We start from the raw sequence: 26,030 nt of genomic DNA, 5'->3' as shown, positions 1-26,030 counted from the left end.
CTGTCACCCGGGGCGCGATGGGATGGGCAGTTCCTGCAACTGCCGCTTCAGGATCTCGAAATCGACCGGCTTGGTGACGAACTCGCTGGCGCCGAACTCGGCGGCCTGACGCCGGCGCTCGTCATCGCCGTAGGCCGTCACCATGATGATGGGCAGGTCAGCGCGCTGCGCCTTGATCTCGCGCAGGAGCCCCAACCCGTCCATGCCGGGCATGTTGATGTCGGACAGGATCACGATCAGCTCCGGCCGGATGCCGCCGCCCAGCATGTCGAGCGCCTGCTCGGCCGACCGCGCGAAATGGATGACGTAGCGGCCCTGCCGGACCTCGCGGCGGAACTGCTGACGGAACAGCTCGACCACGTCGGCCTCGTCGTCGACTACAAGAATGCTGACGCTCATCACGCTCGCTCGCTGGTGCTGGTTTGGACACGCCGGCGCGGCAGGCGCACCGTGAACTCGGTGAAGCTGCCCGGTTCGCTGTCGACCTCGATCGTGCCGCCATGCTGCTGCGTCACGATATCGTAGCTGATCGACAGGCCGAGCCCGGTGCCCTCGCCGGTCGGCTTGGTGGTGAAGAACGGCTGGAAAAGCTTCTCGCGCACGTCGGGAGGGATGCCGGTGCCGTTGTCGCGCACCCTGACCTCGACCGCGTCGCCGAGATCGCGCGTCGAGACCTTGAGCGTCGGCCGGAAGCCCGGCTGCGTGTCGGCTTTGCGCCGCTTGCCCACGGCATAGAAGCCGTTGCCGAACAAATTCAGGAACACGCGCGTCACGTCCTGCTGCACCAGCTCGATCGGCCGCGCATTCTTCTGCAGGTCGCGCTCGAGGGTGACGTTGAACTCGTTGTCCTGGGCGCGCGCGCCGTGATAGGCAAGGTTCAGCGCCTCCTCCACCAGCGCGTTGATGTCGGACGACGCCCAGTCGCCCGAGCCGCCGCGGCTGTGGCTCAGCATGCTCCTGACGATGCCGTCGGCGCGCTTGCCGTGCTCGGCGATCTTGCCGAGGTTGCCGACCAGCAGCGCCATCGTCTCGTCGACCTCGGCCTGCGTGTCCGCGTCGAGTGTGGCAAATGCCGCGTCGGCGGTCTCCTTGAGCTCGTCCAGAAGCTCGACCGAGAGGGCGGCGAAGTTGTTGACGAAGTTCAGCGGGTTCTTGATCTCGTGCGCGATGCCCGCCGTGAGCTGGCCGAGCGAGGCCATCTTCTCGGACTGGATCAGGTTCGCTTGCGCCGCCTTCAGCCGCTCCAGCGAGTCGCGCAATTCCGTGAACAGCCGGACGTTCTCGATGGCGATCACCGCCTGGGCGGCGAAGGTCTCGAGCAGCGCGATCTGGCGGAGCGACAACAGGCCCGGCTCGGGCTTGCGCAGGACGACACAGCCGATGGCGTTGCCGCCGTGCATCATCGGTGCGGCGGCGGAGGAACGCCACTTGTGCTGCCTGGCCAATTCCTTGACCCCGGCATAACGGGCGGCATCCAGGTCGTCGACGTCGGCGATCTGCAGGGTGCGGCCTTCGAGCAGGGCCTGGCCACTGAAATTGCCGGTAATCGGCCGGCGCAACCCGAGGGTCGCCGTGAGCGTGCCCTGGTGCGCGACGACGATGTTTTCGTCGCCGTCGCGCATCAGGACGAGCGCATCGGGAGCGCCGCAGAACCGCAGTGCCGCCCTGGTGACCGCTTCCAGCACCGGCTGGACGTCGGTCGGCGAACTCGCGATCGCCTTCAGGATGTCGGCGGTGGCGGTCTGCTGCTCCAGCGCATCGCTGAGCTCGCTGAACAGCCGCGCATTCTGGATGGCGATCACCGCCTGGTCGGCGAAGGTCTTCAGCAGCTCGACATCTTCGGGCCGGAAGCCGCCGGGCTCGCGTCGCGTCACATTGACGAAGCCGATCGACTGGCCCTCGATCGCCAGCGACACGGCGAGGCAGGCGCGAAAGCCGCGCAGGCGGGCGATCTCGCGCATGAAGGGCGGGCCGCTCTCGGTGTCGGGGATTTCCGTGACGCTTCTTCCGGCCGCCGCAGGAGCCAGGGTGTCACCCTGTTCCTTGGGGAGAACAGCCATCGCGCGCAACGCCTGGTCGGCCTCTTCGCTGGTCGGCGTAAACGCCTCCAGATGGTAGGCCTCGCCCTCCAGCCGCCATACCGTGGTCGACAGGCCGCCGAGCAACCGCTTGGCGCTCCCGGCGATGGCGTCGAAGGCGGGCTTCATGTCGGCCGGCGAGCTCGCGATGACCTTCAGGATGTCGGCGGTGGCGGTCTGCCGCTCCAGCGATTCGCTGAGTTCGGTGAACAGCCGCACGTTCTCGATGGCGATCACCGCCTGGGCGGCGAAGCTCTCGAGCAGCTCGACTTGCCGCGGCGTGAATGCGCCCGCTTCGGGACGCCGCAGTGAAATGGCGCCGATCGCTACATCGTCGCGCAACAGCGGCGCCGCCAACGCCGAGCGAAAGCCCGCCGCCGCGCCGAGGGCGCGCCCCTCCTGAAAACCGTCCCCTTCGGCCGACTGAAGATCGGCGATCTGCACGACCTTGCTGTCCGCCATAGCCCGGCCGGGAGCCGTCTGGCGGCTCAACCTCCTCGGCCCGCGACGGGCCTCGATCGGGCCCTCGTGCGCGGCGTAGACGGCAACGTCGCCCTCCCGCAGGACGATGAGGGCATCGGGCGCGCCGCAGAATCGCAATGCCGCCTTGACCACGGCGTCGAGCACCGGCTGGACGTTCGTCGGCGACTCCGAGATGGCGCGCAGGATGTCGGCCGTCGCAGTCTGCTGCTCCAGCGCTTCGCGCAGATCGTTGAACAGCCGCACGTTCTCGATGGCGATCACCGCCTGGGCGGCGAAGGTCTCGATCAAGGCGATCTGCTGCGGCGTGAAGCCGCCGGCCTCGACCTTTCGCAGCGCAATGTTGCCGATGGCAATGCCATCGCGAACCATCGGAGTGGCAAGTGCCGCGCGATAGCCGTCCCGGGCTGCGCGCTCGTGCGCCCCGGCAAACTCGACCGGGTCGAGAGCCTCGATGTTTTCGTAGTGAACGGTGCGGCAGTGCCTTATGGCTCTCGCGCTCGCGGAGTCGCCGTCCAGCGGGCGGCGCGCTCCGATGGCGGCGGCCAATGGTCCGGCGTGCGCCTTGCGGACGATTTCATCGCCGTGGCGCAGTGATATGGTCGCATCCGACGCGCCGCAGAAGCGCACGGCGGCCTCGACCAGCGCATCCAGAACTGGCTGCACGTTGGTCGGCGAGCTGGCGATGACCTTCAGGATGTCGGCAGTGGCGGTCTGCCGCTCCAAGGCGGCCTCGGCGGCGTCGCGCGCAGCGGCGATCGCGGCCTCCGCCTGCTTGCGCTCGGTGATGTCGGAATAGATGAGCACCGCGCCACCGTCCGGCACCGGGTTGTTGCGCACCTCGATGATGCGGCCATCGGGCCGCGTCCGCTCGGTCGACCATTGCCGGCTGGCCCGTTCGCGATAGTCGGTGACGGTGCTCTCGGGATCGCCGTCGCCCAGCTCGCCGCGCACCGCCAGCAGGCGGACATAGTCGTCGAGGCCGGGACGGCCGACGATGAACTCGTCCGGGATGTCGAGCATCTCCTGGAAGTTGCGGTTCCATGAGGCGAGCCTCAGATCGGCGTCGAACATGACGACGCCGTCGCCGGTATTGTCCAGGGTGACGCGCAGCTCGGCCTGCCGGTCGCGCAGCTCCTCGAACAGGCGGGCATTCTCGATGGCGATCATCGCCTGGTCGGCGAAGCCGCTTGCCAGCTCGATCTCCTTGTCCGTGAAGGGTGCCACGCGCGCGCGGCAGACGACGAACACGCCGATCACCGTGTCCTCGCGCAGCAGCGGAATGCCGAGCGTGGTGCGGAAGCCGACGACCGACAGGCCGTTCCAGGTGTAGTCGGGATCGGCCAGCACGTCGGGGATATGGATGGTGCGGCGCTCCAGCGCGACGCGGCCGCTGGTGTTGCCGCGGCTCGGCTCGAACGGGTGGGCGCGCATGTAGGCGCGCGCCTCGTCGGACGCGCCGGCCGAGGCGAGCAGATGGTGCAGGTTGCCGTCGTGCCGGAACAGCCAGGCCTGATCGCCGCGGCACAGGCGCGCCACCGTCGCGACCAGCGTGTCGAGGACCGAGCCGAGATCGGTCGAGGAGCGGCTGATGGTGCGCAGCACGTCGCCGGTGGCGGTCTGCTGGTCGAGCGATTCGCGCAGCTCGCCGAGCAGCCGGGCATTCTCCATCGCGATCACCGCCTGGTCGGCGAAGGTGCGCAGCAGGTCGACCTGGCGCTCTGAGAACGACTCGACCCGCTGGCGCGACAGGATGAGGACGCCGACCAGCGCGCCTTCGCGCACCAGCGGGACCCCGACCTGGGTGCGAATCTTGCCGAGTGCGGTGGCGCCGGCCAGCCGGTACTCGGGATCGGCGGCGATGTCGAGGATCTGCACCGGCTGGCCGGCAAGCGCCACGCGCCCGGTGACCGAGCCGCGATCGAGCGAGATGGGCCGCGCCGCCTGGTAGCGTTTGTACTCTTCGGCATCGGCGGCGAACTCGGAGGTGGCGCCGGCCGCCGTCACGACGATGAACACCTCACCGTCGCGCCGTACGATGAAGCCCATCTCGGCCTCGCAGAGGCGGAGCGCCGTGTCGGTGAGCGTCTGCAGGACCGGTGCGAGATCCACGGTCGAGCGGCTGATCGCGGTGAGCACCTCGCCGATCGCGGCTTGGTATTCGCGCGATTGGCGAAGATCATCGGTGCGCTGCTGCAGTTCGCCCGCCAGGCGCGCATTGTCTCGGGCGAGTGCCGCGACTTGGCGACTGAGCTCGTTTACCGCCTGGCTTTCCGCGATGTCAGGCTCCCCTGCCATGGCATTCCCCGGTTGACCCGGCACGACCATAACTAGCGGATCAGCGGGACGCTAGGCCGGCTGGCTTCAGGCGGCGAGCTCCGCCTGCGCCCGCTGCACCTCGACGGCGAGCGGGCCGAGACCGTCCTGGCAGGTCGCGCGATCGCCTGCCTTGGCGGCGCGCTCCAGGGTGGCGGCCGCATCGCCGAGGGCGCGCGCGCCGACGGCGAGGGCGCTGCCCTTGAGCCGATGCGCGGCGGCCGCCAGGGCCGCGAGGTCGCCTGCTGCCATGGCCGTCTCGATGTCGCGGCGCGACTCCGCCGCCGAGAGGCCGAACTTGTCCAGCAGGTCGCGTCGGGCCGCCTCATCGTCTCCGATCCACGGGTCGAGCACGGTTCTGTCGATCGCCGGCGTGGGCGCGTTGTCGCCATGCAGCCAGCGCTGCAAGGTCGCCCGCAGGCGGGCGCGGCTGACCGGCTTGGATAGATAGCCGTCCATGCCGGCCGCACGGCAACGCTCGTCCTCGCCCGCCATCGCGTTTGCCGTCACCGCCACGATCGGCGTGCGCGGCCGGTCCTCGGCCGCCTCGATACGGCGCATCTCGGCGGTCATCTCGAGGCCGTCCATCAGCGGCATGTGAACGTCGGCGAAGACGATGGCATAGCGGGTGCGCTGCCAGGCCTGCAGGCCGGCGAGGCCATCCGGTGCGGAGTCGGACGTCACCCCCAGCGTCCCGAGCTGGCGCACCAGCACCTCGCGGTTGATCGGATGGTCGTCGACCACCAGCACGCGGTTGGCGGCGTGCACGGCCGGTCCGCTGACGCCGCCGGCCGGCCCCGCCGACGCCATCTCCATCGTCGGCAGGTCGACGAGCGGCGAGTCCTCGGGTGCGGCGATCAACGTCAGCGTCACCGTGAAGGTCGAGCCGCTGCCCGGCGAGCTCTCGACGGTGACGTCACCGCCCATCAGCTGCGCCAACCGGCGCACGATCGACAGGCCGAGCCCTGTGCCGCCGTAGCGCCGCATGGTCGAGCTGTCGGCCTGCTGGAACGGCTGGAACAGGCGGGCCTGCTCGGTCTCGCTCATGCCGATGCCGGTGTCGCTCACCGACAGGATGGCGCGCGTGCCGGCCTCGCCCAGGGGCTCGGTGCGGACGCGAATCATGGTGCCGCCGCGATCGGTGAATTTCAGCGCATTGGCCAGCAGGTTGAACAGGATCTGGCGGACTCGTGTCGGGTCGCCGATCAGCACGTCGGTCGAGCCTGGCGCGATCGCCGCTACCAGCGACAGGCCCTTGCGCTCGGCCTGCGGGCGGAAGGTGGCGATGGTGCTCTCGACCAGGCCGGTCAGGCTGAACGGCGTCTGCTCCAGCGCGAGCGCGCCCGCCTCGATCTTGGAGAAGTCGAGCAGGTCGTCGATGATGCGCAGGAGCGCCTGCGCCGATTCGCGCATCGTTGCCACGGTGCGTGCCTGGCTGTCGCGCCCGTGAATGTCACGCTGCCCTTCGGCCTCGAGCACGTCCAGCATGCCCAGCACGCCGTTCATCGGCGTCCGGATCTCGTGGCTCATGGTGGCGAGGAAGGTCGACTTGGCCTGATTGGCGGCCTCGGCGTCGGCGCGCGATCTCTCGGCGGCGGCCAGCGCCCGCTCGAGCTCGCGCTGGCGGCGGCGCTCCTCGGAGACGTCGCTCACCATCAGCACGGCGCGGCGGTCGGCTTCGTAGCGCATCGACACGCGCGCCCATTTCTGCGGACCGTAGGAGACCACCGCCGGCCGGCCGGCGCGTACCGTCTCGAGCTGGCGCAAGCCCCACTCGACGGGATCGTCGCTGGGCGGCGCGGCGCCGACCTTGCCGGCATGGACCATGGCGTCTCGCAGCGCCGCCCCCGGCGCCACGATCTCGGGCATGTGATGCATGAATCGGCGGTAGGCCTCATTGCACAGGATCAGCCTCTCCTCGCTGTCCAGGAAGGCGATGCCATCATCGATCGCCTCCATGGCGACCAGCAGGCGCTCACGCGCCTGGTCGGCCTCGTCGCGCGCCCGGGTGATCTCGCGCTCCTGCTCGGAGATCTCGGTAACGTCGCGATGGATGGTGAGGACGCGGCCGACCGGCAGTGGCCGGTAGGTCACCTCGACGATGCGGCCGGTCACGGTCCGGCGCCGCTCGGCGGGCTGGCCCGGCATGGTGAATCTGGCGACGCGGCTTGCGATCCAGCCTTCCAGCCCGCCCGGCAGCTTGTCGAGCGGGCCGTAGTCGCCGCGCAGGGCGCGATAGCGGATGATGTCGGCGAAGGTCGGCAGGGCCTTCAGCACCTCGTCGGGCATCTGGTGCAGGTTCGCCATGGCGTTGTTCTGGTAGAGCCAGCGGCCGTCGCCCTCGTAGAGCAGCGCCCCGTCGCTCATGTTGTCGAGCACGGTGCGCATCGTGTCCTCGGCAAAGGCGACGTCGCGCTCCGCCTGCTCGAGGCTCTGCGTCAGGTCGGCGGCGGCAAGATCGCGCGCGATCTGCTCGCGCACCCGGCGGCGTTCGAGCCGGGCGAACATGTTGATGATGATGAAGAAGCCGAAGATGACGGCGGCCAAGCCCAGCGCCTCGCGGCTGCCGTCGCGCCACACCAGCACGCTACCGACGGGCAGCAGCAGGGCGAGACCGGAAAGCAGGAAGGTGCGACCGTCGAGGCCGCGCGACGGCGTCCAGCCGACGATCAGGCAGAGCGCGAAGGTCCACAGGGTGCGCGCATGACTGTCCGGCAGGGTGGCGAACAGGCCGCCCATCAGCCCGTTGGCGAACGAGGTCGGCACGGCGGTGACGGTGTAGAGCCAGCGCCAGCCCGAAAGACCGAAGACGCGAGGGTCGCGCGTGTGCACGACCTGGACGCGCCACGAGCCCCAAACCGAAATCAGGTAGATCAGCGCCGGCAGGGCGAACATCCACCACGGCGCAATGCCGGCATAGAGCGTCGCCGCCGCGCCGCCGAAGATCGGCAGCGCAAGCAGCTTGGGCAGCACCGGGACGGCAACCAGCCGCTCGGTGACCGCCAGCTCGATCCGCTTCGGGTCGATCCCGCCGATGTTCAAGGGATTCATGGCGCCAAAGTGGCGCCCCGACGTATCGACCGCGTGTTGCAGGCCGGCGGCGATTGTATCGTCGATGTCGCAGCCCGCCGGCGGCGATACACCCGCGACACAATCCCTGCCCACAAGTCAAGGCCAGGATCGTCGTTTGCCCATGCGCTGCCTGTGATAGGGTGGCAGACGAGACAAATGGACCAGCGTAAGCACATCGTCGTGGTCGAGGATGAACCGACCCAGCGCCAGATCCTGCTCGATTACCTGACCAGGCAGGGCTATCGCGTCACCGGCGTCGACTCGGGCGCAGGCCTGCGCCGACTGGTCGAGCGCGACCTGCCTGCCCTGGTGCTGCTCGATATCGGCCTGCCCGGCGAGGACGGCTTCACCATCGCCCGCTGGCTGCGCGAGAAGAGCGGCAAGGTCTGCATCATCATGGTGACGGCGGCGAGCGACACGATCGACCGCGTCGTGGGCCTCGAAACCGGTGCCGACGATTACATCCCCAAGCCGTTCGACCCGCGCGAGCTGCTGGCTCGCGTCAAGAGCGTGCTGCGGCGCGCCGATGGCGTGGTCACGACGGTCGCCGGCCCGCGCGTGCGCATGGGACGGCGGGTGCTCGACCTGGAAAAACGGGTCCTGGTCGAGGCCGACGGCTCGGAGGAATCCCTGGCGGCGAGCGAATTCGACCTCTTGCGGCTGTTCGCCGAGAACCCCAACCGGCCGCTGGCGCGCGATTGGCTGCTCGAGACGGTCGGCCATCGCGACATGGACGTCTTCGACCGCGCCATCGACCTCAGGATCACGCGGCTGCGCCGCAAGATCGAGAAGGACGCCGCCCATCCCGAGGCCATCCGCACGGTGCGCGGCGTCGGCTACATGTTCGTCCCGCCGAAGGACTAGCGCCCGCCGGCAGGGGCGTGGGCGACCTGAGGGGTGGCGCTCTCGCCCGCGCAGCGGCGCACGGCGGCAACGGCTGCCCCGCCCGGACCGGCCTGCAGGTCGACCACGGCGGTGGCGTCGAGCGGCCGGGTCCGGCCCATGGTCTCCTGCGTGTAGCGGAAGCGCAGCTCCATGCGCCGGCCGGCTTGCAGCGCATCGAGAAGCTTGCCCGAGAGCAGCGGCACGGTGCCCGCGGTGGCGTCAGCCACGACGACGAAGTCGTCGGCGAACAGGAGCTCCACCGGATGGCGGCCGTTGTCGATCGCGAGCTCGACCTTCGGGTCGTCCTTGAGGTTGGCGACACCTACGGGGGCGAGAGGCCCGTTGCCTGACAGATAGAGCCTGAGCTGCAGGACGGGCGTCTTCGGTCCCTGCTCGCATAGCAGCACCACGCTGTCGATGTTGAGGTCGCTCCGGCTGGGCTCGGTGACGGCGTAGCTCGGGGCGTCGACGTTCTTCTCGACTTCCCAACCGCTGGCCGGCCGGACATTCGGCGCGCCGGCAAGCGAGGGGGCCGCCAGGGCCGAAAGAGTTGCCGAGAAGGCCAGGAGACCTGAGATCAACCGAACCATTGGGTCACCGATCTGCCGATGGGTGGAGCGCCATCGCTCCCGCCGAACGAGCTTGTTTCTAGTAGCCCACCACGTCTCCGCTGTGTCGTATTCAGCAGGAATTGTATCGTGCGTGTTGCGCCCTCCGAGGGATGGCGACACGGCGGCGATGAAGGGGTCTCGTCCGGGCATTCCTCGGGCATGGATCCTCGTCCGGCCGGCGCAAGACCCGCGGCCCCTGCCGCGGCTCCCAATCTCTGCCGGAAGCCACAACCAAACGAGCCGGCCGCGTCGTCGGTTCCCCACGTGCCTGTGGGCAATCGGCCTCTCAGCCGGCGCGCGCCCACCCTGTCCCGACCGCCTCTGAAGCGGACGACACTGTCGTTCGCGGGCGTCCAGCGTCACGCCGGCACGACACGGCAGGACAGCGAAATTCTACCGCCCGCCGCTCACGAGCTGATAGGTGCCGCGCTCGAAAGTGTCGAGGACGGCCAAGGCCTTGGCATCGGCGAATGGCAGGTACTGCATCATGATCACGCCGGCGATGCCGCGATACGGATCGATCCAGAAGAACGTGTTGTTGATGCCGCCCCAGCTCAGGCTGCCCGGCGAGCGCTTGCCGGGCACCCGGTCGACGGTGATGAGGAAACCCAGTCCCCACTTGTCGCGACCGTCGGCGATGAAGGTAAAGTCGGCGCTGCGCGGCAGCGCCGACTTGAGTGCCGGAACCGAGAGCGCACCGATGTGGTTCTGACCCATCAGCCCCACCGTCTCGGCCTTGAGCACGCGTGCCCCGTCGAGCGCGCCACCGTTCAGCAGCATGCGCACGAAGCGGCCGTAGTCGCTGGCAGTCGAGGCGAGGCCGCCACCGCCGACCGGTGCGGCGAGGGTGAGGCCGGGCTGCGGCCTCTGTAGCTCGATCGCACCGTCCATGCGCTCGCCGGCGCGCTGCTGCTGGGCGACCAGGCGCGGCCCCTTCGCCTCCGGCACGTTGTAGGACGTGTCGTCCATCTTGAGCGGCGCGAAGATGTGCTGGCGGAAATAATCCTCCAGCTTCCGGCCGGACAGCACCTCGACCAGCCGACCGACGACATCGGTGCTGGTGCTGTAGTGCCAGCGCTCGCCCGGATCGAACAGCAGCGGGCCGCCGAACGGATACGATTCGCCAGCACGCGGCTTGAAATCGCGCCAGGCCGCGCTGGTGAACGGATAGGCCAGTCCGGAGGTGTGCGCCAGGAAGTGCCTGACGGTCGCCGACCGCGAGGCCGGACGGACCCGGTAGGCGCCGCTTGCCGCATCGAACGACTCGAGGACCTTCAGTCCGCCAAGCTCCGGCAGGTACTTTTCGGCCGGGTCGTCGAGGCCAAGGCGGCCTTGCTCGACGAGCTGCATCAAGGCAACCGACGCGACCGGCTTGGTCATCGAGGCGATGCGAAACAGCGCGTCGGACGCAAGCGGGCGCCCGGTCGCGACGTCGGCCACGCCGAAGGCGCCCTGGTAAAGCACGCGCTCGCGATCGGTGACCAGCGCGACCACGCCGGGCACGTCCTTGCGCTCGACCGCCGCGCGCAGGCTGGCATCGAGGATTGCAGTCGCGGATGAAGTCTGAGTGTTCGCAGCACCGGTCATGATCATGGCGGCGAAGACTGCCCCTGCGGCGAAGGCAATTCCAGCGGTCTTTCGAGTCATGCTTCGGTCCCCGAGAGGAATTGACCCAGATCAATGAACGAGCGTCGAGCCGCCACCCAAAATGGCACTATATGGAGTCGGACATGCGGTTCCACAATTCGGTCGTCGGGTACGGCGCGATCGCCCAATCGCTGCATTGGCTTACGGTCGTCCCGGTCGCAATCGCCTGGATGACGGGTACGTTCGACGACACTTTGCCAAAAGGCGTGGCGCGGGCGGCTGGATCGTTCGTCCACGTCGCCGCCGGCTTGATGATTGTCGTTGCTCTGGCGGCGCGCCTGACAATGTTGCGAGCACGACACCGTCGAACTGGCCTTGCCCCTGCGTCGGCGCGCGGGATCCCGGGCCGCGACACAGACGACACAAATTCTCCGCGACCGCGATACGGCGGAGATACAGCGCGCCTGTACGAAGGCTGCGTCGAAGGAGCAATACCGCTTCCACCCGTTTCGCAACGTCCCTGAGATCAGGGACAAGGGGAGTGTCATGGTGACCATCAATCGTCGTTCGGCTCTGAGGTTCTTCGGTGGCGCCGCCCTTGCGGCTCCGGTCCTGCCCATGCTGCCGCAAACGGCGTTCGCGCAGGAGCTCGTCGTGCCGAACACGCTCGAGAACTTCAAGCGCGGCACGATCCACAGCATGCATCCCGAGCAGCGCAGCTTCACCATCGTCTGGGAAGACCTCGGCCGTGTGAAGATGAAGGCAGCCGACCTGGTCACCAACTTCAACCAGCTCAAGGTCGGCAACGTCGTCGACGTGCACTGGTACGACTACATGGACTTCCTGATCGCCAAGAAGACGCCCGAGACCACCAAGCGCGGTGACGCCATGAAGGCCCAGAACGCGCGCCTGCAGGGCATTCCCGGCGCCCAGGAGCGGATCATCCTGTGGAGCATGGACGGCATGGCCACCAAGCTCGATCCGGCGACCAACACCATCTTTCTGATCTACAAGTCCGGCGGCGAGCCCGACAAGCCGGCGCCGAACAGCGGCGAGGTCATCCAGCTTCCGCCGATCGTCACGCCGGAAGGCAAGGCGGCGATGGCCCAGATCAAGGTCGGCGACGAGCTGACCACCGTGTGGAGCCGCCAGACCGCCATCAAGGCCACCGTCATCCGCTAACCACCGCAACGATCATCCGCTAACGTCGGCCGGCGGAGCAGGTGCTCCGGGACCCCATGTCCCGGAGTGTCCCGCCCCCCGCACGGCCGGTCCACGACACGGGTCACGCCGGGCCTGGTCGGTCATCTCGAGGCTACACATCGCTCACAAGGGGAGAGACACATGTTGAAGAAGATTTTCGCTCTGGTCATCGCCGCGGTCGCGCTCGGCGCCTGCGAGCAGAAGGCACCGCCGCCGCCCGTCGCGCCGGTCTCGTACATGGTGTTCTTCGATCTCGGCAGCACCAAGATCAGCGAGCAGTCGCAGAACACGGTCGCCCAGGCTGCCCAGGTGTTCAAGTCGAGGGCCAATGCCCGCATCGACGTGACCGGCTACGCCGACACCGTGGGCTCGCCCGCCGTCAACATGCAGATCTCGACGGCCCGCGCCAACAAGGTGCGCGACGACCTGATCGCCAACGGCGTGCCAGCCTCCGCCATCACGACCCGGGGCGCCGGCGAAGAGGGCTTGCTGGTTGGCACCGGCCAGGACCAGAAAGAGCCGCGCAACCGCCGCGCCGTGCTGGTCATCACCCAGTAGTCAGACACCGCTCCTCCAATCGATTGGGGATATCTCCCCGATCGATTGGGCATGGCAAACGAGAGACCGGGGTCGCGGCAAGCGACCCCGGTCTTTCTTTTGGGGGGCAACGCTCGGCGCCAAAGTCTTCCTCCCGGTTCTGCCGAGCCGTGTCAGGACCGGGGCATTCGCCTGTGGACACGCCTTTCATTCTCCTCTCCCGCTCAGTTGGGAAGGTGTCACCGTCTTCGGCGACGGAGGGGTCATGAGTCATGATCCCATGCCCCTCCGCCCCGTATGACGGGGCATCACCGCCTATTGCGATGCCGGTGCCCGTTCGAGCGGGACGCACTGAACCGACAAGAGGTCGGGGTGCCAGTTCAGGTGCCGCGTGAGAAAGCGCTTGCGAATGCCGTAGGTGTGGGCGCGGCAGTAGCTGGTTTCGGTCGGGACGGCGGCGGCCACGAGGTCCGGGTAGAACATGCTGCCGTGTGTCCACAGGCTCCACAGCACATTGAACAGCTTGAAGCGCACCCGGTAGTAGACGGCGTCGAGCTCGGTGCAGCCCGGGCTGTGCTCGCACCCGCGCACGGCGTGGACATCCTCGCCGGCATGGCCCTGCAGCTCCTGCGGCGAGCGCAGATAGACCTGCTCCCAGCGGCCGTTGTAGGCGTACCAGCCGGCATCCCACGCGAGCTGTGCCAGCACCGAGGCCATGAACAGGCCGATCACGGTGACCAGCACCATCACGCCGGCGCGCTTGTAGGAGAACACCCGGTCGCCGTACTGGTTGGTGACGGTGACCAGGCGGCCCCACAGGCGCAGGTACCAGCCGAACAGGAAGCGCAGGGCCCGCAGCAGGAACAGCGTGACCGGCCGGCCGATGAGGCGCCACAGCCACGCCACGCCCTCTGCCGCCTGCCCCAGGAAGCGCTGCAGGCTCGCGATGTTGGTCTGCGCCTGGCCCAGCGTGGATCGCGCATGCTCGCGCTCGGCCGAGTGCTTCGCCGCGTCGTGCTCGGCCAGGATCCGCTCGATGCGGTCCTGCGTCTCCTTGCTCATCGAGCGTCCGTGGGGGTCATGCGGCATCCTTCAGCAGCTCGAAGTCGGCGACGAAATCACCGGCCGCGCCGTCGTAGCGGAAATTGACCACCCCGCGCCGCTCGGGATGCTCGAGCAGGCTGTTGACGATGACCGGCTCGAGGTTGGCCTGAAGGTAACCCGGCAGGCCGCGCGCGCCGCTCGTCGGGTCGTACTTGGACTGGCAGAACGCCTTGACGTCCTGCGGCGTCACGTTGACCGTGATCCCCTGCCCGCCGTAGTTCTCGTTGATCGACCTGATCTCGCGGGCGACGATCTTTTCGATCGCGCCGACGCCGAGCCGCTTGTAGCACAGGATGTTTTGCCGCCCGGCGAAACGATTGAGGAATTCCGAGCGATAGCTCTTCTTCAGCTCCTCGATCGCCAGCGCCTCGGCCTGCTCGTCCGACAGCGTCGTGTCGAGGAAATGCGCCTGGCCAATGTTGGTGGTGAAGCCGATATAGGCGTTGGAGAAATCGACCGTGCGGCCCAGGCTGTCGGTCAAGCGGCCGTCCGACAGCACCTGCATGAACACGTCGAACACCCCGGGATGGCCCTTCTCGATCTCGTCGAACAGGCAGACCCGGCGCGGGTTCTTGCGCATGCTGTTGGTCAGGATGCCGCCGGCATCGAAGCCCTCATAGCCGGGCGGAGCGCCGATCAGCTTGGCAACGGCGTGCTTCTCCATGTACTCGCTCATGTCGAAGCGCAGCAGGTCGAGGCCCAGGAGCCGCGCCACCTGCTTCCACGTCTCGGTCTTGCCGACGCCGCTCGGCCCCAGGCACATGAAGGCGACGGGCGCGCTGCGATTGCGCCGGCCGCGCTTGGCCACCTTGATGCCGTTGGAAATCTTGGCGATCGCCGCTTCCTGGTCGAAGATGGAGTCGTTCAGCTCCTGCTCCAGCCGCAACAATTTTACCCGTTCGTCCTCGTTGAGGCGGCTCGCAGGGATGCCGGTGATCTGGCTGAACTCGGTCAGCACCTGGTCGCGACCGAGTTGCAGGCGGTCGTTGATCGCCTTGGCGTTCTGGGCAAAGGCTGCCTTGGCTTCCTCGACGATCTTCGACAGCGCGGCGCGCTTGCCCTCGAGCGCCTGCATCTCGGGCGAGCTGAAACCGCCCTTGCTGGCCATCAGGTTGAACGACGCGCGCTGCGGCGCGGCAGCCGCCGCCGGTGCGGCGGGAGCGGCGGCGCGTTGTTCGGACTCGCGCTTGCCGAGGTCGGCGATGGCGCCGTCGATCCTGGCCAGCTCCTCCTCGCCGTCGCGCTGACGCCGGTTGGCGGTGCGCAACTGGCCTTGCGCCTGCTCCCACTCCTGCAAGGCGCGCGCGAGCTGGTCGGCGAGTGGCTTCGCCTCGTCGGGCTTCGCCGTCGCGATCCTGGCTTGCAACTGGGCGATGTGCGGCGGCCGCTCGTGCGCCTCCAGCCGGTAGCTCGCCAGCGCGCGATCGAGCAGGCTGACGCTGCGCTCGGGCTGCGCGCGATCCATGCCGGCATTGTCGGCGCGGTAGTTGTTGGTGAGCTCGATGGCGGCGTCGACGGCCTCGCCCGCAATCGGGATGCCGTGATCGCCGGTCAGCCGCTCGGCGCCGAACTGCACCATGGCGCGAAGCTGCGCCGGCTCGGGCTCGGCCAGCTCCATGATGGTGAAGGCCTCTTGCACATGCGGATGGCAGCGGAAGATCAGCTCGAGATCGTCGTCACGGCCTTCGAGGATGACCTGCGTCACGCCCTGCTTGATCGCCAGAATCAGCGCATTGATGAAGTGCGTGTTGCCAGTGTTGCGCGCCGATTCGATGAACACCTTGGCGTCGGCCAGCACCAGCACCGAGTCGGGCGTGCGCGACATGCGGCCGAGGATGCTGGCGAACTCGGCGCTGATCTGGCTGTCGTCCTGCAGCGAGAACAGGCAGTCGATGTCGACCCAGAAGAAGCGCTTGCGCACGATGTCGAACGGCGTATTAGGCTCGGCCTTCTGCGCCTGCAGCCCGTGCACCAGCGAGCTGCAGCCGACGCCGCCGGGCCCGTACAACAGCACCGAGTTGGCGTTGCTGCGGATCAGGATCGAGGTCAGACGCCTGAGCGCCGCGTCGCGGCCGACCAGCTTGAAGCCGGGACGCGCCGCCAGCATCTCCGAGCCGGAGATCAGGTACTGGTTCACCATGGGGTACGCCTCGCTCGGGCCGGGGTCAGAGCGATACCGGCTTGACCAGCGGAGCGGCTGAGTCCGCCATGCCCGCCGACCCCTCCTCCGACGGCGCCACGACCTTGGCGCCGGTGTGCTTCTGGATGTCGTCGGCCAGATCGGCGATCTTGGTCTTGAGCTCCTCGGCGCCGATCCGCATCTCGTCGACCGTGCTGCGCGTGATGTCGGTGGCGGTCTTGACCACTTGGCCCCACTCCTCGAGCTCGGCGGCGGCCCGCTCGAGCGCGGTCTGCTCGTCCTTGAGCCCGGTGGCGTTCTGGATGACCTGCTGCTGGGCGATGACGTTGGTGTTCTGCCGCATCTTCAGCAGCACGTCCTCGGCCATTGCCGACGCCTCGCCCAGCGCCGCGTGCGAGACCGAGGTCATCACCGCCGACAGGCGGTCGGCGACGCCGCTGATGCCGCCGGTGCGCAGCTTGCGCGCCTTCTCGCTCTGGCGGTCGGCATTGTCCTTGATGGCGGTGATGCGGATCGACTGCGAGGTCAGGTCGGAGAGCGTCTCGGTGGTGTCGTTCTTCGACGTCACGAGCTCGGCGATGTACTCCTCGAGCTCCTGGCGCCGATTCTCGCGCCGCATCTTCTCGAGCGCGTCATCGGTCTCCGGCGCCGACTGGACCTCGTCGAGCAGCTTGCGGTTGGCCGTGTCGGCCTCGCCCTCGGCGCCGTCCATGATGGTGTAGATGCTGCGCATGGAGGTGTTGGCGTCGCGCAGATTGAAGATCTGGGACTCGAGCTTGCCCATGTGGCTGCGCACCTTGTCGACGCTGCTCACCGAGGTCGAGATGAAGTCGAGCGCCGCCTTCATCAGCTCTTCCTGCCGCTTCTTGTGCTCGTCGGAGCTGAGGTCGAGCAGCTGGCGCAGGTCGGCGATCTCGCTGGCGAACGGCGCCAGCTTCTCGTTGGCGGTCTTCGCCGCCTCGCGTTCGGCGTCGAGCTGGGCGCGCTCCTCGGCGGCCGCCTTGGCGTCGGCGCGCAGACGCTCGATCTCGCGCTCGTTGCGATCGATCTGCCGCTTGGCGTCGGCCTTGATGTCACCGAAGCCGAACAGGCTCTTCTGGGTACGCTGGTAGGCGATGTCGTCGGCGAGCCGCGTCAGCTGGGTCTCGATGCCCTTGAGACGATCGGCGTTGGCCACGATCCTGGTCTGGATCTCGCGCTCGTGCTCGCGATCACGCTCGATCTGGTCGATGGCGTCGAACGAGACGTTGTTGGTGCGCAGGTTGAATAGCGAGGTGAGCACGCGGGTGAGCGGCTCGATCTTCTTGTCGAAGTCGCGCAGCCGGTCGGTGAAGCCGCCGTAGACGGTCTGCAGCAGGCCGAAGGTCTCGTTGTCCTGCAGGGCGATGATCTGGCTCGACATCAGCTCGCGCTGGTAGGACAGGTATTCCTTGAATTCCTCGTAGGCCTTCTCGCGCTGGCGCACCTCCTCCTTGGTGCCGCTGAAGGTGCGCGCCTTGGCGATGGCGCTGCGCTTCTCCTCCGGCCGGCCCTCGGCAAAGACCAGCTGGAAGAACGGGTTCTCCTTGATCTTGGGAAACTTCTCCTCGGCGGCAACCGCCTCCGTCTTCCTTTCCTCCCGCGCCTGTTCGGCCTGACGCATGACGGCATCGGTCAGCACCGACGCGCGACGGGCTTTCTTGCTGGCTGTGGACATCGACGACACCTCCGGAAGGATCGTGGGCCTGTTCGGGAATCAAAGGCTGGCCGGTTCGTGAAAGGATCGCTGACCCGTTCGTGACTGCTCGAGCGACGACTGTTGCCTACGGCGCACGCACTTGGTGGCGAGGGGCCCAGGCGGTCGCTCCGTGCGCGCTACCGGTATCCTCGAAACAAGGCAAAGTGTGGCATGATCCGGTGGAATCGTCGAGGTAACCGCCTCCCCGAGGGGCCTCCCAGATGTGCAGACTCGGGCATTGCAGCCTGGGAATGTGTGGACTCAAGGCTTGCGGAACGGTGCGGTGGCATGGTCGACCTTCTCCCTGATCGCCGTCATGCACAGGTCCGGGCTGGCGTGCTGGCCGGCCAGAAGCTTGCCAAGCTCGACGGGGATGGCGTTGTTCGAGATGTCGACCCAGGCCGGCAATTTGGGCTCGGTGCCCATGGCGTTGTTGATGGTCCACTCGGTCGCAGGGAAGTGGCGCGTCGTGCCCGGCCCGACCTTGGCGGCGGCCAGCACGCGCGGGTCCTTGTAGGTCGAGGCGCGCACCACCGCGCCGCCGCTGCCCAGGACGGCCGAGCGCGCCGCCACGTCCTTGGAACACAGCCATTGCAGGAAGACCCAGGCGGCGTCGGGATTGCGCGAGTATTTCGCCAGGCCGACCGAGGAGCCGCCCTGATGGCCGATGTGCGGAATCTCCGAGAAGCCGGCCGCGTCGGGCGAGCGCAGCCTGGCCTCGCTCGGCGGACGGGCGGCCTGCATCAGGCCGACCACCCTTGAGCCCGGGCCGTCGAAACCGGGAAAGAACTCGCCCCACGACAGCGCCATCGCCGCGTTGCCGCGCGCCAGCGATTGCCATTCGCCATCCCAGGTCCAATCCCTAGCCTCGGCCGGCATGTGCTTGGCCAGCTCGAGCATGTAGGCGAGGCCTTTCAGGCCATCCTCGTCACCGCCGGAGAAGGTCCCGTCTTGGCCGAACACCGAGCCGCCATGCGCCCACAGCCAGGCGGTCCAGTCGCAGTTGAGCGAATAATGGCCGGCCTTGAGCTGGCCGGTGGTGCCGCGGATGCCGCTGCCGCGCTCGGCCGCGTCCAAGGTCTTCACGGCGGCCATGTATTCGGCCATCGTCGTCGGCACCTTGAGACGGTGCTTGTCGAACAGGTCCTTGCGGTACATCAGGATGAAGATCGGGATGTCGAAGGGAATGCCGACCAGCGTGTCCCGGTAGGTCGCGATGTTCTGCATGACCGGCCCGGGGAAGTCGCCCCAGTCGAACGCGGGCAGGGCGAGGTCCTTCTTGCGCTCGTAAAGGTCACGCGGATCGATCGTGTCGCCAATAAAGAGCGGCGCCCACGACTGGTCGAGGTAATAGAGGTCGTAGGCACCTGCCCGATCCTTCACGTCCACGCTGACCTTGTGCAGGACCTGCTCGAGCGGCGCGACCTCGATCTCCACCTCGATGCCGGTGCGCGCCGTGAACTCGTCCCGGGCCAGCGTCCGGGCGACCAGCGTGGGCGGCGTCGGCTCGGAGACGAAGCGGATCTTCGTGCCCTTGAACGGCCGCCCGACATCCTCGAGCCACTTCATCAGCTCGGGCGAGGCGGCCGGCGCCTGCTGCGCGAAGCCTTTCGAGACAAACGGCCGGGGCCCGCCCAGCATGGCCATGGCAAAACCCGAAAGCCCGACCCCGCCGCGCGCCAGCCGGCGCAGAAAGTCGCGCTTGCCGATGCGCCGCTGCGAGAAGGCCCGGGCGGCGGCTGCAACATGGTCCTTGCGATCGCTGTCCTTCATCTTTCGCTCAACGATTGTCCCCTGCTCGTGTGCTCAAATTGCACCCTAACGCGCCCGTCCGACCCGTCAAAGACCGAGGAGATTGGCGGACAGCACTCGAACTGCTGAGCGCGACATTCGGGCGCCACCATTGGGCAGATCGCCGAGAGTAGAATGGCACGACGCTCACACTCCGAAAGATCAGCTCGCAGCAGACAAGGCCATGACCCTTTTCAATGTCTTCCTCGTCATCGTCACCTCGATCGCGGGGTCGGTCATCGGTGTTCCCTACCTCTGGTGGAATGTCATCTTTGCCGAGGGCGGCCTGTTCTCCGTAGAACTGGGCGCCGCCGTGGTCGGCACCGTGGCGTTCTGGGGCAGTGCCTTCACCGCCATCCAGAGACACGACGTGCATTGGCTGTGGCGCGGCGCTGGCGCCGTCGCGGCCACTGTGGTGATTTCCGCGTTGGTCCAGCGGGTGAGACACCGGGCCGGAAAGTAGCTCCGGCGCACTCCGTGATATTGCAAGGCCGCCCGCTCCTTCAGCCCGTCGAGATCCGCACCCGAGCCGCCGTCCGACCGCAAGCGACAGCGCGGCCGCGAGGTCGAGAAACGGCAGGGGCCGCAGGTTAGCGGTCGAGCCAAATGTCCTCGAAGCGCCACCCGTTGTAGATGCTGTTGGTCTGGATGGTGTAGTTCTTGACGTAGGGGTGCCAGCAGCCGGCGGCCATCTGGTTGGAGATGATCGGGCGGGCGATGTCCTCCTGGAGCTGCCGGTCGATCTCCCATACCATCTGCCGGCGCTTCTCCTGGTCGACTTCCTGCGACTGCGCCTCGAACAGCGCCGCCATCTTGGGATTGCAGTAGCCGTCGTAGTTGCGCAGCGAGCCGCAGGCATAGCCTTCGAAGAAGGTGACGTCGGGATCATCGACCGCGCTGCCGCTGTAGTTCATCGCCACGAAGAAATCCTTCTTGAAGACGCGGTTGTAGTAGACCGCGGTGTCGATGATCTCGAGCTCCGCCTCTATCCAGATCTGCTTCAGCTGGTCGATCAGGATCACCGCCGGGTCGCGGAACACGGCGATGTTGCGCGTGCTGACCTTGATCTTGAGCGGCTTGTCCGGCCCATAACCGGCCTCCTTCATCAGGGCGCGGGCCTCCTCGCGCGCCTTGGCGACGTCGCCGTAGCCGACAATCGACCTCAGCATATCCGGCGTCAGCCCCCACTGGCCGTCGGGCGGCGGCAGCATGGCGCCGCTCATCTGCCCCTGCCCCTCGTTGAGGATGTCCATGAATGCCTGGCGATCCACGCTCAGCGCCATGGCGCGGCGGATCCTCGGGTCGTCGAACGGCGGCTTCTCGCGATTGATCATGACGTTGGCGGCGACGCCGGTGCTGCGCATGGTGCACAGGGCGTTCGGCGCATCCTTGCGGATGTTCTTGAGCAGCGGAACCGTCACATCGACCGGCAGGGTCATGTCGAACTTGCCGCTGATGAAGGACAGCATGCGCGTCGAGCGATCGGCGATGATCGTGTACTCGATGCCGTCGAGATACGGCAACCCGGGCTTCCAGTAGTCGGGGTTCTTCACCAGCTTGATGCCCTCATTCATCTTGAACTCGGCGAGCTTGAACGGGCCGGTGCCGATCGGCTTCCGCCGCATCTCCGCGGTCGGGACGTGACACGGGTAGATCGGCGTGTACCCCGAAGCGAGCAGAGCGGGCAGCGCCGGTTGGCGGCGCTTGAGATGGATGGTGACGTCGAAGTCGCTCTCGACCGTCACCTTCTCGAGGTTGCCCCACCAGGCAGAGCGAGGGTTGCGCCGCAGCTTCTCGGGGTCGATCAGGAGATCGAAGGTGCAGGCGACGTCCTTGGCGGTGAACGGCTTGCCGTCATGCCACTTCACACCCTGGCGCAATTTGAAGCTGAGCGCTTTGCCGTCGGCGCTCCACGTCCAGCTCGTGGCGAGATCGGGCACGATGGATTCAAGGCTGTTGCGCGCGACATGCTGGTCGAAAATAACGAGGTTGTTGTAGAGCGCCATGAACGGCATGACGGCCGAGAACGTTGCCTCCTCATGGATCGAGGCGCTGGGCGGCGTATCCATGTGCTCGATCTTCAGCACACCACCGGACTTCTGGGCGAGAACCGGGTTGCTCGCCAAGATGAAAGATGCCACGGCGGCAAGACCGAGGTATCGGATCAGGCTTTTCATTGTTTCCTCCTCGACGCGTTAACGCTTTGCCTCCGCACGCTGGGTACTCCGGATGAATTCTGGGTGCAGAGACGGCCCCTGCGCAAGCTTGGGCATGACTTCATTCACGTGCGAGTGCCCCAGCCCGAGCGCAGCGAGGCGACCTTTCCTTTCTCGGATCTGCGCCCAAAGTCGCCTCAGCCACTATATTCACACGCTCTCCGCGGCGCTCTTCTCATTCTCCTCCCCAGCTTTGCTGGGGAGGTGTCCGCGTCTTCTCGGACGGAGGGGTCGAAAGCCCCACTGAGACTCCTGACCCCTCCGTCTCGGATTACCGAGACACCTCCCCAGCGAAGCTGGGGAGGAGAATGAAAAGTGCGCCACGGCGTGGCGCGTTCCCGGCCTAGACGATCCTGAGGCCGATGGCTGTCGCGATGCCGACCGATGTGGCCCCTAGGGTCAGCATCATGGGCCGCACCTGGCGGTCGGCCCACAGCGTCGCCAGCGCCGGGTTGGCGTCGCCGCCGGAGTCCAGGAGACGTTTGCGCACGCGCTCTTCGCCGCCGGCGGCGCTCACGCGCATGAAGGCGGCCAGGGCGGTGACATGGCCCGTCGCATCGAGAGCGAGGCTCAGTCCGAGGCGGCTGCCGTCCTCGTCGTCGAAGCCACCGCCGGTCCAGTCGGCCAAGGCCGCATCGAGGCTCCGCGCAAGCGGCTCGATCTCAGGGTCGGCGCAGAGGCGCCAGAGGTCGCCGGCGACGCGTGTCGACCGGGCCCAGTAGAATTCGCGACCGCCGTCCCGTGTGAGGCCGAGCATCATCGGTTTGTCGTCGCCGCGCAGCAAAGGCGCGGCGCGCTCGACGCGAGGCGCAGCGAGGCGGCAGAGGACATAGAGCTTGCCGGCGTCGCCCCTGGCGTCGTGGCGGCCTGCCGCCCAGACCGGCCACGGCTCGTCGACCTGCGCCAGCGCTTCGCGCGCAGCCGAGCGCGTGCCGCAGGGCAGGCCGCCGTCGATCGAGCGCAGCAGAGCCAGCGCGCGCGTGAGGCAACGCGCGCCGGACCATTCCGGCGCCGCGGGCTCGGCGGTCCAGAACAGGCCGGGGCGTCCCGGGCGCCATACCAGCTCGACCGGCACGCCGTCGGCGAGCGGGCTGAACTGCCAGGCGACTTCGGGCCAGTCGGTCCTGGTCGTCCAGCTCAGCGCGGCGGCGAGCGCCCGCCGACCGCGCTCCACCGGCTCGGGCGCCTCGCGCTCGAGCGCCGCCAGGGCGCGATCGAGCGCGGCCTGCCCAGCCTCATCAGGAGCGCGACCGAGCGCGACCGTAGTCACATCAGCAGCTCGACCAGCGTGTTGGTCGTGGTCGTCGCCGGGCGTTCGAAGCGGCCGTTGTCGGTCCTGACGAACAGCGCCTTCCAGGTGAACTGCCGCGCCTTGCGGTCGCGGATGGTGATGCGCAGCCGCTTGGGATCGCGGTCGGCGCCGGCGAACTGGATGCGCTCGGTGCGCTCCACGCCGTTGGTCGCGTCGGCATAGGAGACGTCGACGAACACACTGCGCACCACGGCCGGGTCCCACATCGGGATGAGGTCGAGGTCCAAAGCATTGGGGAACGGATCGTCGATCGACACTGCGTTGGCGTTGGTGGTCACCGGCTGGTCGACGATCGGCGGATTGCCGTCCTTCAGATGATGGGTCAGCCGGAAGGTGAAATCGCGCGCGTTGGGCGACGAGGTCCGCACCTTCCAGAATTGCGGCGCGCTGCCCCCCCGCACGGTCAGGGTCTTGCGCGCCTTCCAGCCCGACGGATCGTCGAAGGCGAGGTCGACCTCGATGCGCTCGACCATTTCCGCATCGATTCGGTTGGCGATGATCTGCACCTCGAGGAAGCCGAGATGCTCATGCGGTGTGACCATCAGGGTGCGATCGACCGTGCCGGTCGCCGGGATCTCGTAGCTGAGCTTCTCGCCCTGCCAGCCCGAGCCCTGCTCCGAATCGAAGTGGAACTGCTTGCTGGCACGATAAGCGACATCGAGCGCCGGGCTCATGAAGGTCGAGAAGGTCGCACGAGTCGGCGCGTTGCGGTCGAAGGTCAGGTCCTTGTGGCGCAAGGTCGCCGGATCGTCCGGGTTGCCGTAGTCGACGGCAACCTGGATCGCGTTGAGGCCGATGCGCGCATAGTCCACTGGCGCGTCGACCGTCACCTCGAAGGCTCGGAAGAACGGATCGTCGAGATCGACCTCGACGAAGTGTTTGCTGAAATCGTCGATCTGCCCAAGCATCAGGCCGATGAAGCCTTGCGGCGCATAGGTTCGCTGCACCGCCTCGGTGCGGTCGTAGACCAGCTCGACGGTCTTGCGTTCCTCCTTGCGGATGAACTTGAGCTTGAACGACACCAGCGCCGGCATGCTGGTCGGCACTGGCGCCGTGACCGGCGGAGTCACCGGAGGCGTGACCGGCGGAGTCACGGGCGGAGTCACCGGCGGTGTTACGGGCGGGGTCACCGGTGGCACGACCGGCGGCACGACGGGCGGCGTGATCACCGGAGCCGGACGCAGGATGACGCCCGTCACCGTGACGGCCGGAACCTGCGGCACCACCGGCTGCGTGCCGCCGACCCAGCGGCAGATGACGTAGCGGTCGTCCGGCTGATCCTGCCGGCCGGCCGCCTGCGCATCCGAATGGCCCTTGGCGAGGCTGTTGCGGAACGTCGCGTGGCCCTGCATGCAGGCGCGCGCCACGTCGATGCGCCGGCGCGACAGGTCGAGATCGTGCTGCTCGCGCGCCGGCGGCGGGCCGAGCGGATCGGGATTGAGCACCTCGAAGCTGGCGTTGCCCTCGCAGTCGATGATGCGCGGCGTCGGCAGCGTGTCCAGCCACGCCTGGAAACGCTTCGACCCGGTCGGCGGGCCCGACGGCGCCGGCTGGCCGTCCGGCCCGCTGGCATTGTGGAAGCGCTGGTCGGTGGTGGTGTTGGCCGCGTACTGCGCCTTGATCGTGTTGAAGTTCGCCGCCGCGGGCTTGTCCTTCTCGAAGAACAGCTTGAAGGCCAGCGACGTCTGCGGCGGCGGCCCGCCGCCGCCGGCCGGCCACAGCACGGCGATGGTCTGCGGCGGTGCGCCACCCACGACATTGACGACGATCTTGTTGTCGCGAACCGTCGCCGGTGCGCCGTTGACGGTCGCCGTCCAACCGGCCGGCCCGTCGACGGCGATCTTCTCCTCGTCGGTCGTGCTGCCGGGCTCGAGGCGGATGTTCTGTCCGGCCGGTGGCGGCTCGGGCAGGCGCGTCACCGTGAGCCTCGCCGGCTGGCGCGTCGAGGTTCCGCCCGTGGCGCCGGTGGCACCCGTGGCACCGGTGGCGCCGGTCGAGCCGGTGGCACCGGTCGAGCCGGTGGCACCGGTGCGTCCCCCGCTGGCACCGGTCGGCCCGGTCGGCGTCGGGTTCATCTCGCGGGCGCGCTTCAGCACAGCGTCGAGGCTTTCGGGCTTGGCCATGCGCTTCTCGACGTCATCCGGCGTGATCGACGGCTCGAACCACTTGGAGAGCAGGTTGTCCTTGAAGAAGTCGAGCGCCCACTGCTCCTTCTCGTTCTTGTCCTGCTCGCCGGTGAAATCGATGACCTCGATCTTGATCGCGCCGTCGGCCACCAGCTTCTCGAAGCCGGCATCGATGCCGGCCTTGACCCAGTAGACCTGCGCCTCGAGGCCGGCCGAGAAGTGATTGAAGATGTCCTCGTACTTGGCCGTGATCTTCACGTGCAGCGCCGGCCGCAGGATCGTGTATTTGAGATCGTAGACGACGCCCACCGGCGTGGTGCCCTGCGTGAACGCCTGCTCGAGGATGATCGCGCCTTCCTGGCTCAGGGTCAGCGAGAAGGCCGCGACGTTGTCGCCGGCCAGCGACGGCACCGTGGCGCCGCGAATCGTCTCCACCGCGCGGAAGGTGCCGGGCGGCGCGTTGGCCGGCGCTGCCGTGCCGCCCGATCCTTCGAGATCGAGCGCAATGCAGCGCACCGTGCCTTCGTCGAACGGGATCGCCGACAGGCGCACCGGCCCGCCGCCGCGGCTGCGGCTGGCGAGCTGGGCGCGGATGCTGCGCTCGGTTGCCTCGGGCAACTTGAGATTGGCCTCGAAGGTGCAGAAGCCACCGCCCTTGGCACCGCCGGCCACCGCCGCCGGCCGCCACTTGATCATGGTGAAGGCCGGCCGGCCGTCGAGCGCACGCTTGGCCAGCGCCACCGGCGAGGCGAGGTACCAGAACTGCTTGGGGTCGGCGTGATCGGAGAAGACGGTGACCCCGTCGACGGTGATGGTCGCCGTGCCTATCTGCTGCATGCTCTCTCTCCCGCGCTC

The 26,030-nt window shown here is 67.8% G+C and carries 16 protein-coding genes; 4 read left to right on the top strand and 12 right to left on the bottom strand.

Going from position 1 to position 26,030, the window contains the following annotated elements:
* Positions 1–3: 3 nt before the first annotated feature.
* The 3 genes from ACILR9_RS16740 to ACILR9_RS16730 all read right to left on the bottom strand — a co-directional run bounded on the left by ACILR9_RS16740 (position 4) and on the right by ACILR9_RS16730 (position 7,925).
* Positions 4–399 carry a response regulator gene (locus ACILR9_RS16740; protein ID WP_395711088.1) on the bottom strand — a complete coding sequence of 132 codons (396 nt, stop codon included), beginning with the start codon at positions 397–399 and terminating at the stop codon, positions 4–6.
* Complete coding sequence (locus tag ACILR9_RS16735; RefSeq protein WP_395711087.1) at positions 399–4,856, bottom strand: GAF domain-containing protein; 4,458 nt, start codon at positions 4,854–4,856, stop codon at positions 399–401. The genes ACILR9_RS16740 and ACILR9_RS16735 overlap by 1 nt, the downstream gene beginning before the upstream one ends.
* 66 nt (positions 4,857–4,922) lie before the next feature.
* Positions 4,923–7,925 carry an ATP-binding protein gene (locus ACILR9_RS16730; protein ID WP_395711086.1) on the bottom strand — a complete coding sequence of 1,001 codons (3,003 nt, stop codon included), beginning with the start codon at positions 7,923–7,925 and terminating at the stop codon, positions 4,923–4,925.
* 177 nt (positions 7,926–8,102) lie between these two features.
* Here ACILR9_RS16730 and ACILR9_RS16725 point away from each other — a divergent pair, with 177 nt between their 5' ends.
* On the top strand, positions 8,103–8,810 hold the full coding sequence (locus ACILR9_RS16725) for a response regulator (protein ID WP_395711085.1): 708 nt from the start codon (positions 8,103–8,105) through the stop codon (positions 8,808–8,810).
* Here ACILR9_RS16725 and ACILR9_RS16720 read toward each other — a convergent pair.
* Both ACILR9_RS16720 and ACILR9_RS16715 read right to left on the bottom strand, forming a co-directional pair.
* The gene (locus ACILR9_RS16720) at positions 8,807–9,421 is read right to left on the bottom strand and encodes a hypothetical protein (RefSeq protein ID WP_395711084.1); all 615 of its coding nucleotides are present in this window, start codon (positions 9,419–9,421) and stop codon (positions 8,807–8,809) included. The genes ACILR9_RS16725 and ACILR9_RS16720 overlap by 4 nt on opposite strands.
* A gap of 414 nt (positions 9,422–9,835) precedes the next feature.
* The gene (locus ACILR9_RS16715; protein WP_395711083.1) at positions 9,836–11,089 is read right to left on the bottom strand and encodes a serine hydrolase domain-containing protein; all 1,254 of its coding nucleotides are present in this window, start codon (positions 11,087–11,089) and stop codon (positions 9,836–9,838) included.
* 486 nt (positions 11,090–11,575) lie between these two features.
* Here ACILR9_RS16715 and ACILR9_RS16710 point away from each other — a divergent pair, with 486 nt between their 5' ends.
* Both ACILR9_RS16710 and ACILR9_RS16705 read left to right on the top strand, forming a co-directional pair.
* Complete coding sequence (locus ACILR9_RS16710; protein WP_395711082.1) at positions 11,576–12,211, top strand: hypothetical protein; 636 nt, start codon at positions 11,576–11,578, stop codon at positions 12,209–12,211.
* A gap of 162 nt (positions 12,212–12,373) precedes the next feature.
* Entirely contained in the window at positions 12,374–12,790 is a 417-nt protein-coding gene (locus tag ACILR9_RS16705) for an OmpA family protein (protein ID WP_395711081.1), read from the top strand.
* A 294-nt stretch (positions 12,791–13,084) separates the two neighbouring features.
* Here the strand turns inward: ACILR9_RS16705 and ACILR9_RS16700 are convergent, their stop codons facing one another.
* From ACILR9_RS16700 to ACILR9_RS16685, 4 genes are all read right to left on the bottom strand, one after another.
* Positions 13,085–13,831, bottom strand: coding sequence for a hypothetical protein (locus ACILR9_RS16700; protein WP_395711080.1), 747 nt, complete (start codon positions 13,829–13,831; stop codon positions 13,085–13,087).
* 16 nt (positions 13,832–13,847) lie between these two features.
* The gene (locus ACILR9_RS16695) at positions 13,848–16,013 is read right to left on the bottom strand and encodes an AAA family ATPase (protein ID WP_395711079.1); all 2,166 of its coding nucleotides are present in this window, start codon (positions 16,011–16,013) and stop codon (positions 13,848–13,850) included.
* 25 nt (positions 16,014–16,038) lie between these two features.
* On the bottom strand, positions 16,039–17,709 hold the full coding sequence (locus ACILR9_RS16690; RefSeq protein ID WP_395711078.1) for a hypothetical protein: 1,671 nt from the start codon (positions 17,707–17,709) through the stop codon (positions 16,039–16,041).
* A 282-nt stretch (positions 17,710–17,991) separates the two neighbouring features.
* On the bottom strand, positions 17,992–19,503 hold the full coding sequence (locus ACILR9_RS16685; RefSeq protein ID WP_395711077.1) for an extracellular solute-binding protein: 1,512 nt from the start codon (positions 19,501–19,503) through the stop codon (positions 17,992–17,994).
* A gap of 202 nt (positions 19,504–19,705) precedes the next feature.
* On the opposite strand from ACILR9_RS16685, the gene ACILR9_RS16680 reads away from it, so the two are divergent.
* Positions 19,706–19,984: a hypothetical protein gene (locus tag ACILR9_RS16680; RefSeq protein WP_395711076.1), complete on the top strand. Its 279-nt coding sequence runs from the start codon at positions 19,706–19,708 to the stop codon at positions 19,982–19,984.
* Positions 19,985–20,111: 127 nt separating this feature from the next.
* Here ACILR9_RS16680 and ACILR9_RS16675 read toward each other — a convergent pair whose 3' ends face one another.
* From ACILR9_RS16675 to ACILR9_RS16665, 3 genes are all read right to left on the bottom strand, one after another.
* Entirely contained in the window at positions 20,112–21,698 is a 1,587-nt protein-coding gene (locus tag ACILR9_RS16675) for an ABC transporter substrate-binding protein (RefSeq protein WP_395711075.1), read from the bottom strand.
* Between the two features lie 382 nt (positions 21,699–22,080).
* Complete coding sequence (locus ACILR9_RS16670; protein WP_395711074.1) at positions 22,081–23,007, bottom strand: hypothetical protein; 927 nt, start codon at positions 23,005–23,007, stop codon at positions 22,081–22,083.
* On the bottom strand, positions 23,004–26,012 hold the full coding sequence (locus ACILR9_RS16665) for a hypothetical protein (RefSeq protein WP_395711073.1): 3,009 nt from the start codon (positions 26,010–26,012) through the stop codon (positions 23,004–23,006). The genes ACILR9_RS16670 and ACILR9_RS16665 overlap by 4 nt, the downstream gene beginning before the upstream one ends.
* Positions 26,013–26,030: the final 18 nt, after the last annotated feature.

Source organism: Reyranella sp., from assembly GCF_044224635.1.
Taxonomy (GTDB): Bacteria; Pseudomonadota; Alphaproteobacteria; order Reyranellales; family Reyranellaceae; genus Reyranella.
Note: the sequence above shows the minus strand (reverse complement) of the source record. Positions and strands in the feature narration are given on the sequence as shown.

Coding starts and splice junctions, on each gene's coding strand:
- ACILR9_RS16705 (WP_395711081.1), top strand. CDS start 12,374: ATGTTGAAGAAGATTTTCGCTCTGGTCATCGCCGCGGTCGCGCTCGGC.
- ACILR9_RS16695 (WP_395711079.1), bottom strand. CDS start 16,013: ATGGTGAACCAGTACCTGATCTCCGGCTCGGAGATGCTGGCGGCGCGT.
- ACILR9_RS16690 (WP_395711078.1), bottom strand. CDS start 17,709: ATGTCCACAGCCAGCAAGAAAGCCCGTCGCGCGTCGGTGCTGACCGAT.
- ACILR9_RS16675 (WP_395711075.1), bottom strand. CDS start 21,698: ATGAAAAGCCTGATCCGATACCTCGGTCTTGCCGCCGTGGCATCTTTC.
- ACILR9_RS16730 (WP_395711086.1), bottom strand. CDS start 7,925: ATGAATCCCTTGAACATCGGCGGGATCGACCCGAAGCGGATCGAGCTG.
- ACILR9_RS16720 (WP_395711084.1), bottom strand. CDS start 9,421: ATGGTTCGGTTGATCTCAGGTCTCCTGGCCTTCTCGGCAACTCTTTCG.
- ACILR9_RS16740 (WP_395711088.1), bottom strand. CDS start 399: ATGAGCGTCAGCATTCTTGTAGTCGACGACGAGGCCGACGTGGTCGAG.
- ACILR9_RS16735 (WP_395711087.1), bottom strand. CDS start 4,856: ATGGCAGGGGAGCCTGACATCGCGGAAAGCCAGGCGGTAAACGAGCTC.
- ACILR9_RS16715 (WP_395711083.1), bottom strand. CDS start 11,089: ATGACTCGAAAGACCGCTGGAATTGCCTTCGCCGCAGGGGCAGTCTTC.
- ACILR9_RS16680 (WP_395711076.1), top strand. CDS start 19,706: ATGACCCTTTTCAATGTCTTCCTCGTCATCGTCACCTCGATCGCGGGG.
- ACILR9_RS16710 (WP_395711082.1), top strand. CDS start 11,576: ATGGTGACCATCAATCGTCGTTCGGCTCTGAGGTTCTTCGGTGGCGCC.
- ACILR9_RS16665 (WP_395711073.1), bottom strand. CDS start 26,012: ATGCAGCAGATAGGCACGGCGACCATCACCGTCGACGGGGTCACCGTC.
- ACILR9_RS16700 (WP_395711080.1), bottom strand. CDS start 13,831: ATGAGCAAGGAGACGCAGGACCGCATCGAGCGGATCCTGGCCGAGCAC.
- ACILR9_RS16725 (WP_395711085.1), top strand. CDS start 8,103: ATGGACCAGCGTAAGCACATCGTCGTGGTCGAGGATGAACCGACCCAG.
- ACILR9_RS16685 (WP_395711077.1), bottom strand. CDS start 19,503: ATGAAGGACAGCGATCGCAAGGACCATGTTGCAGCCGCCGCCCGGGCC.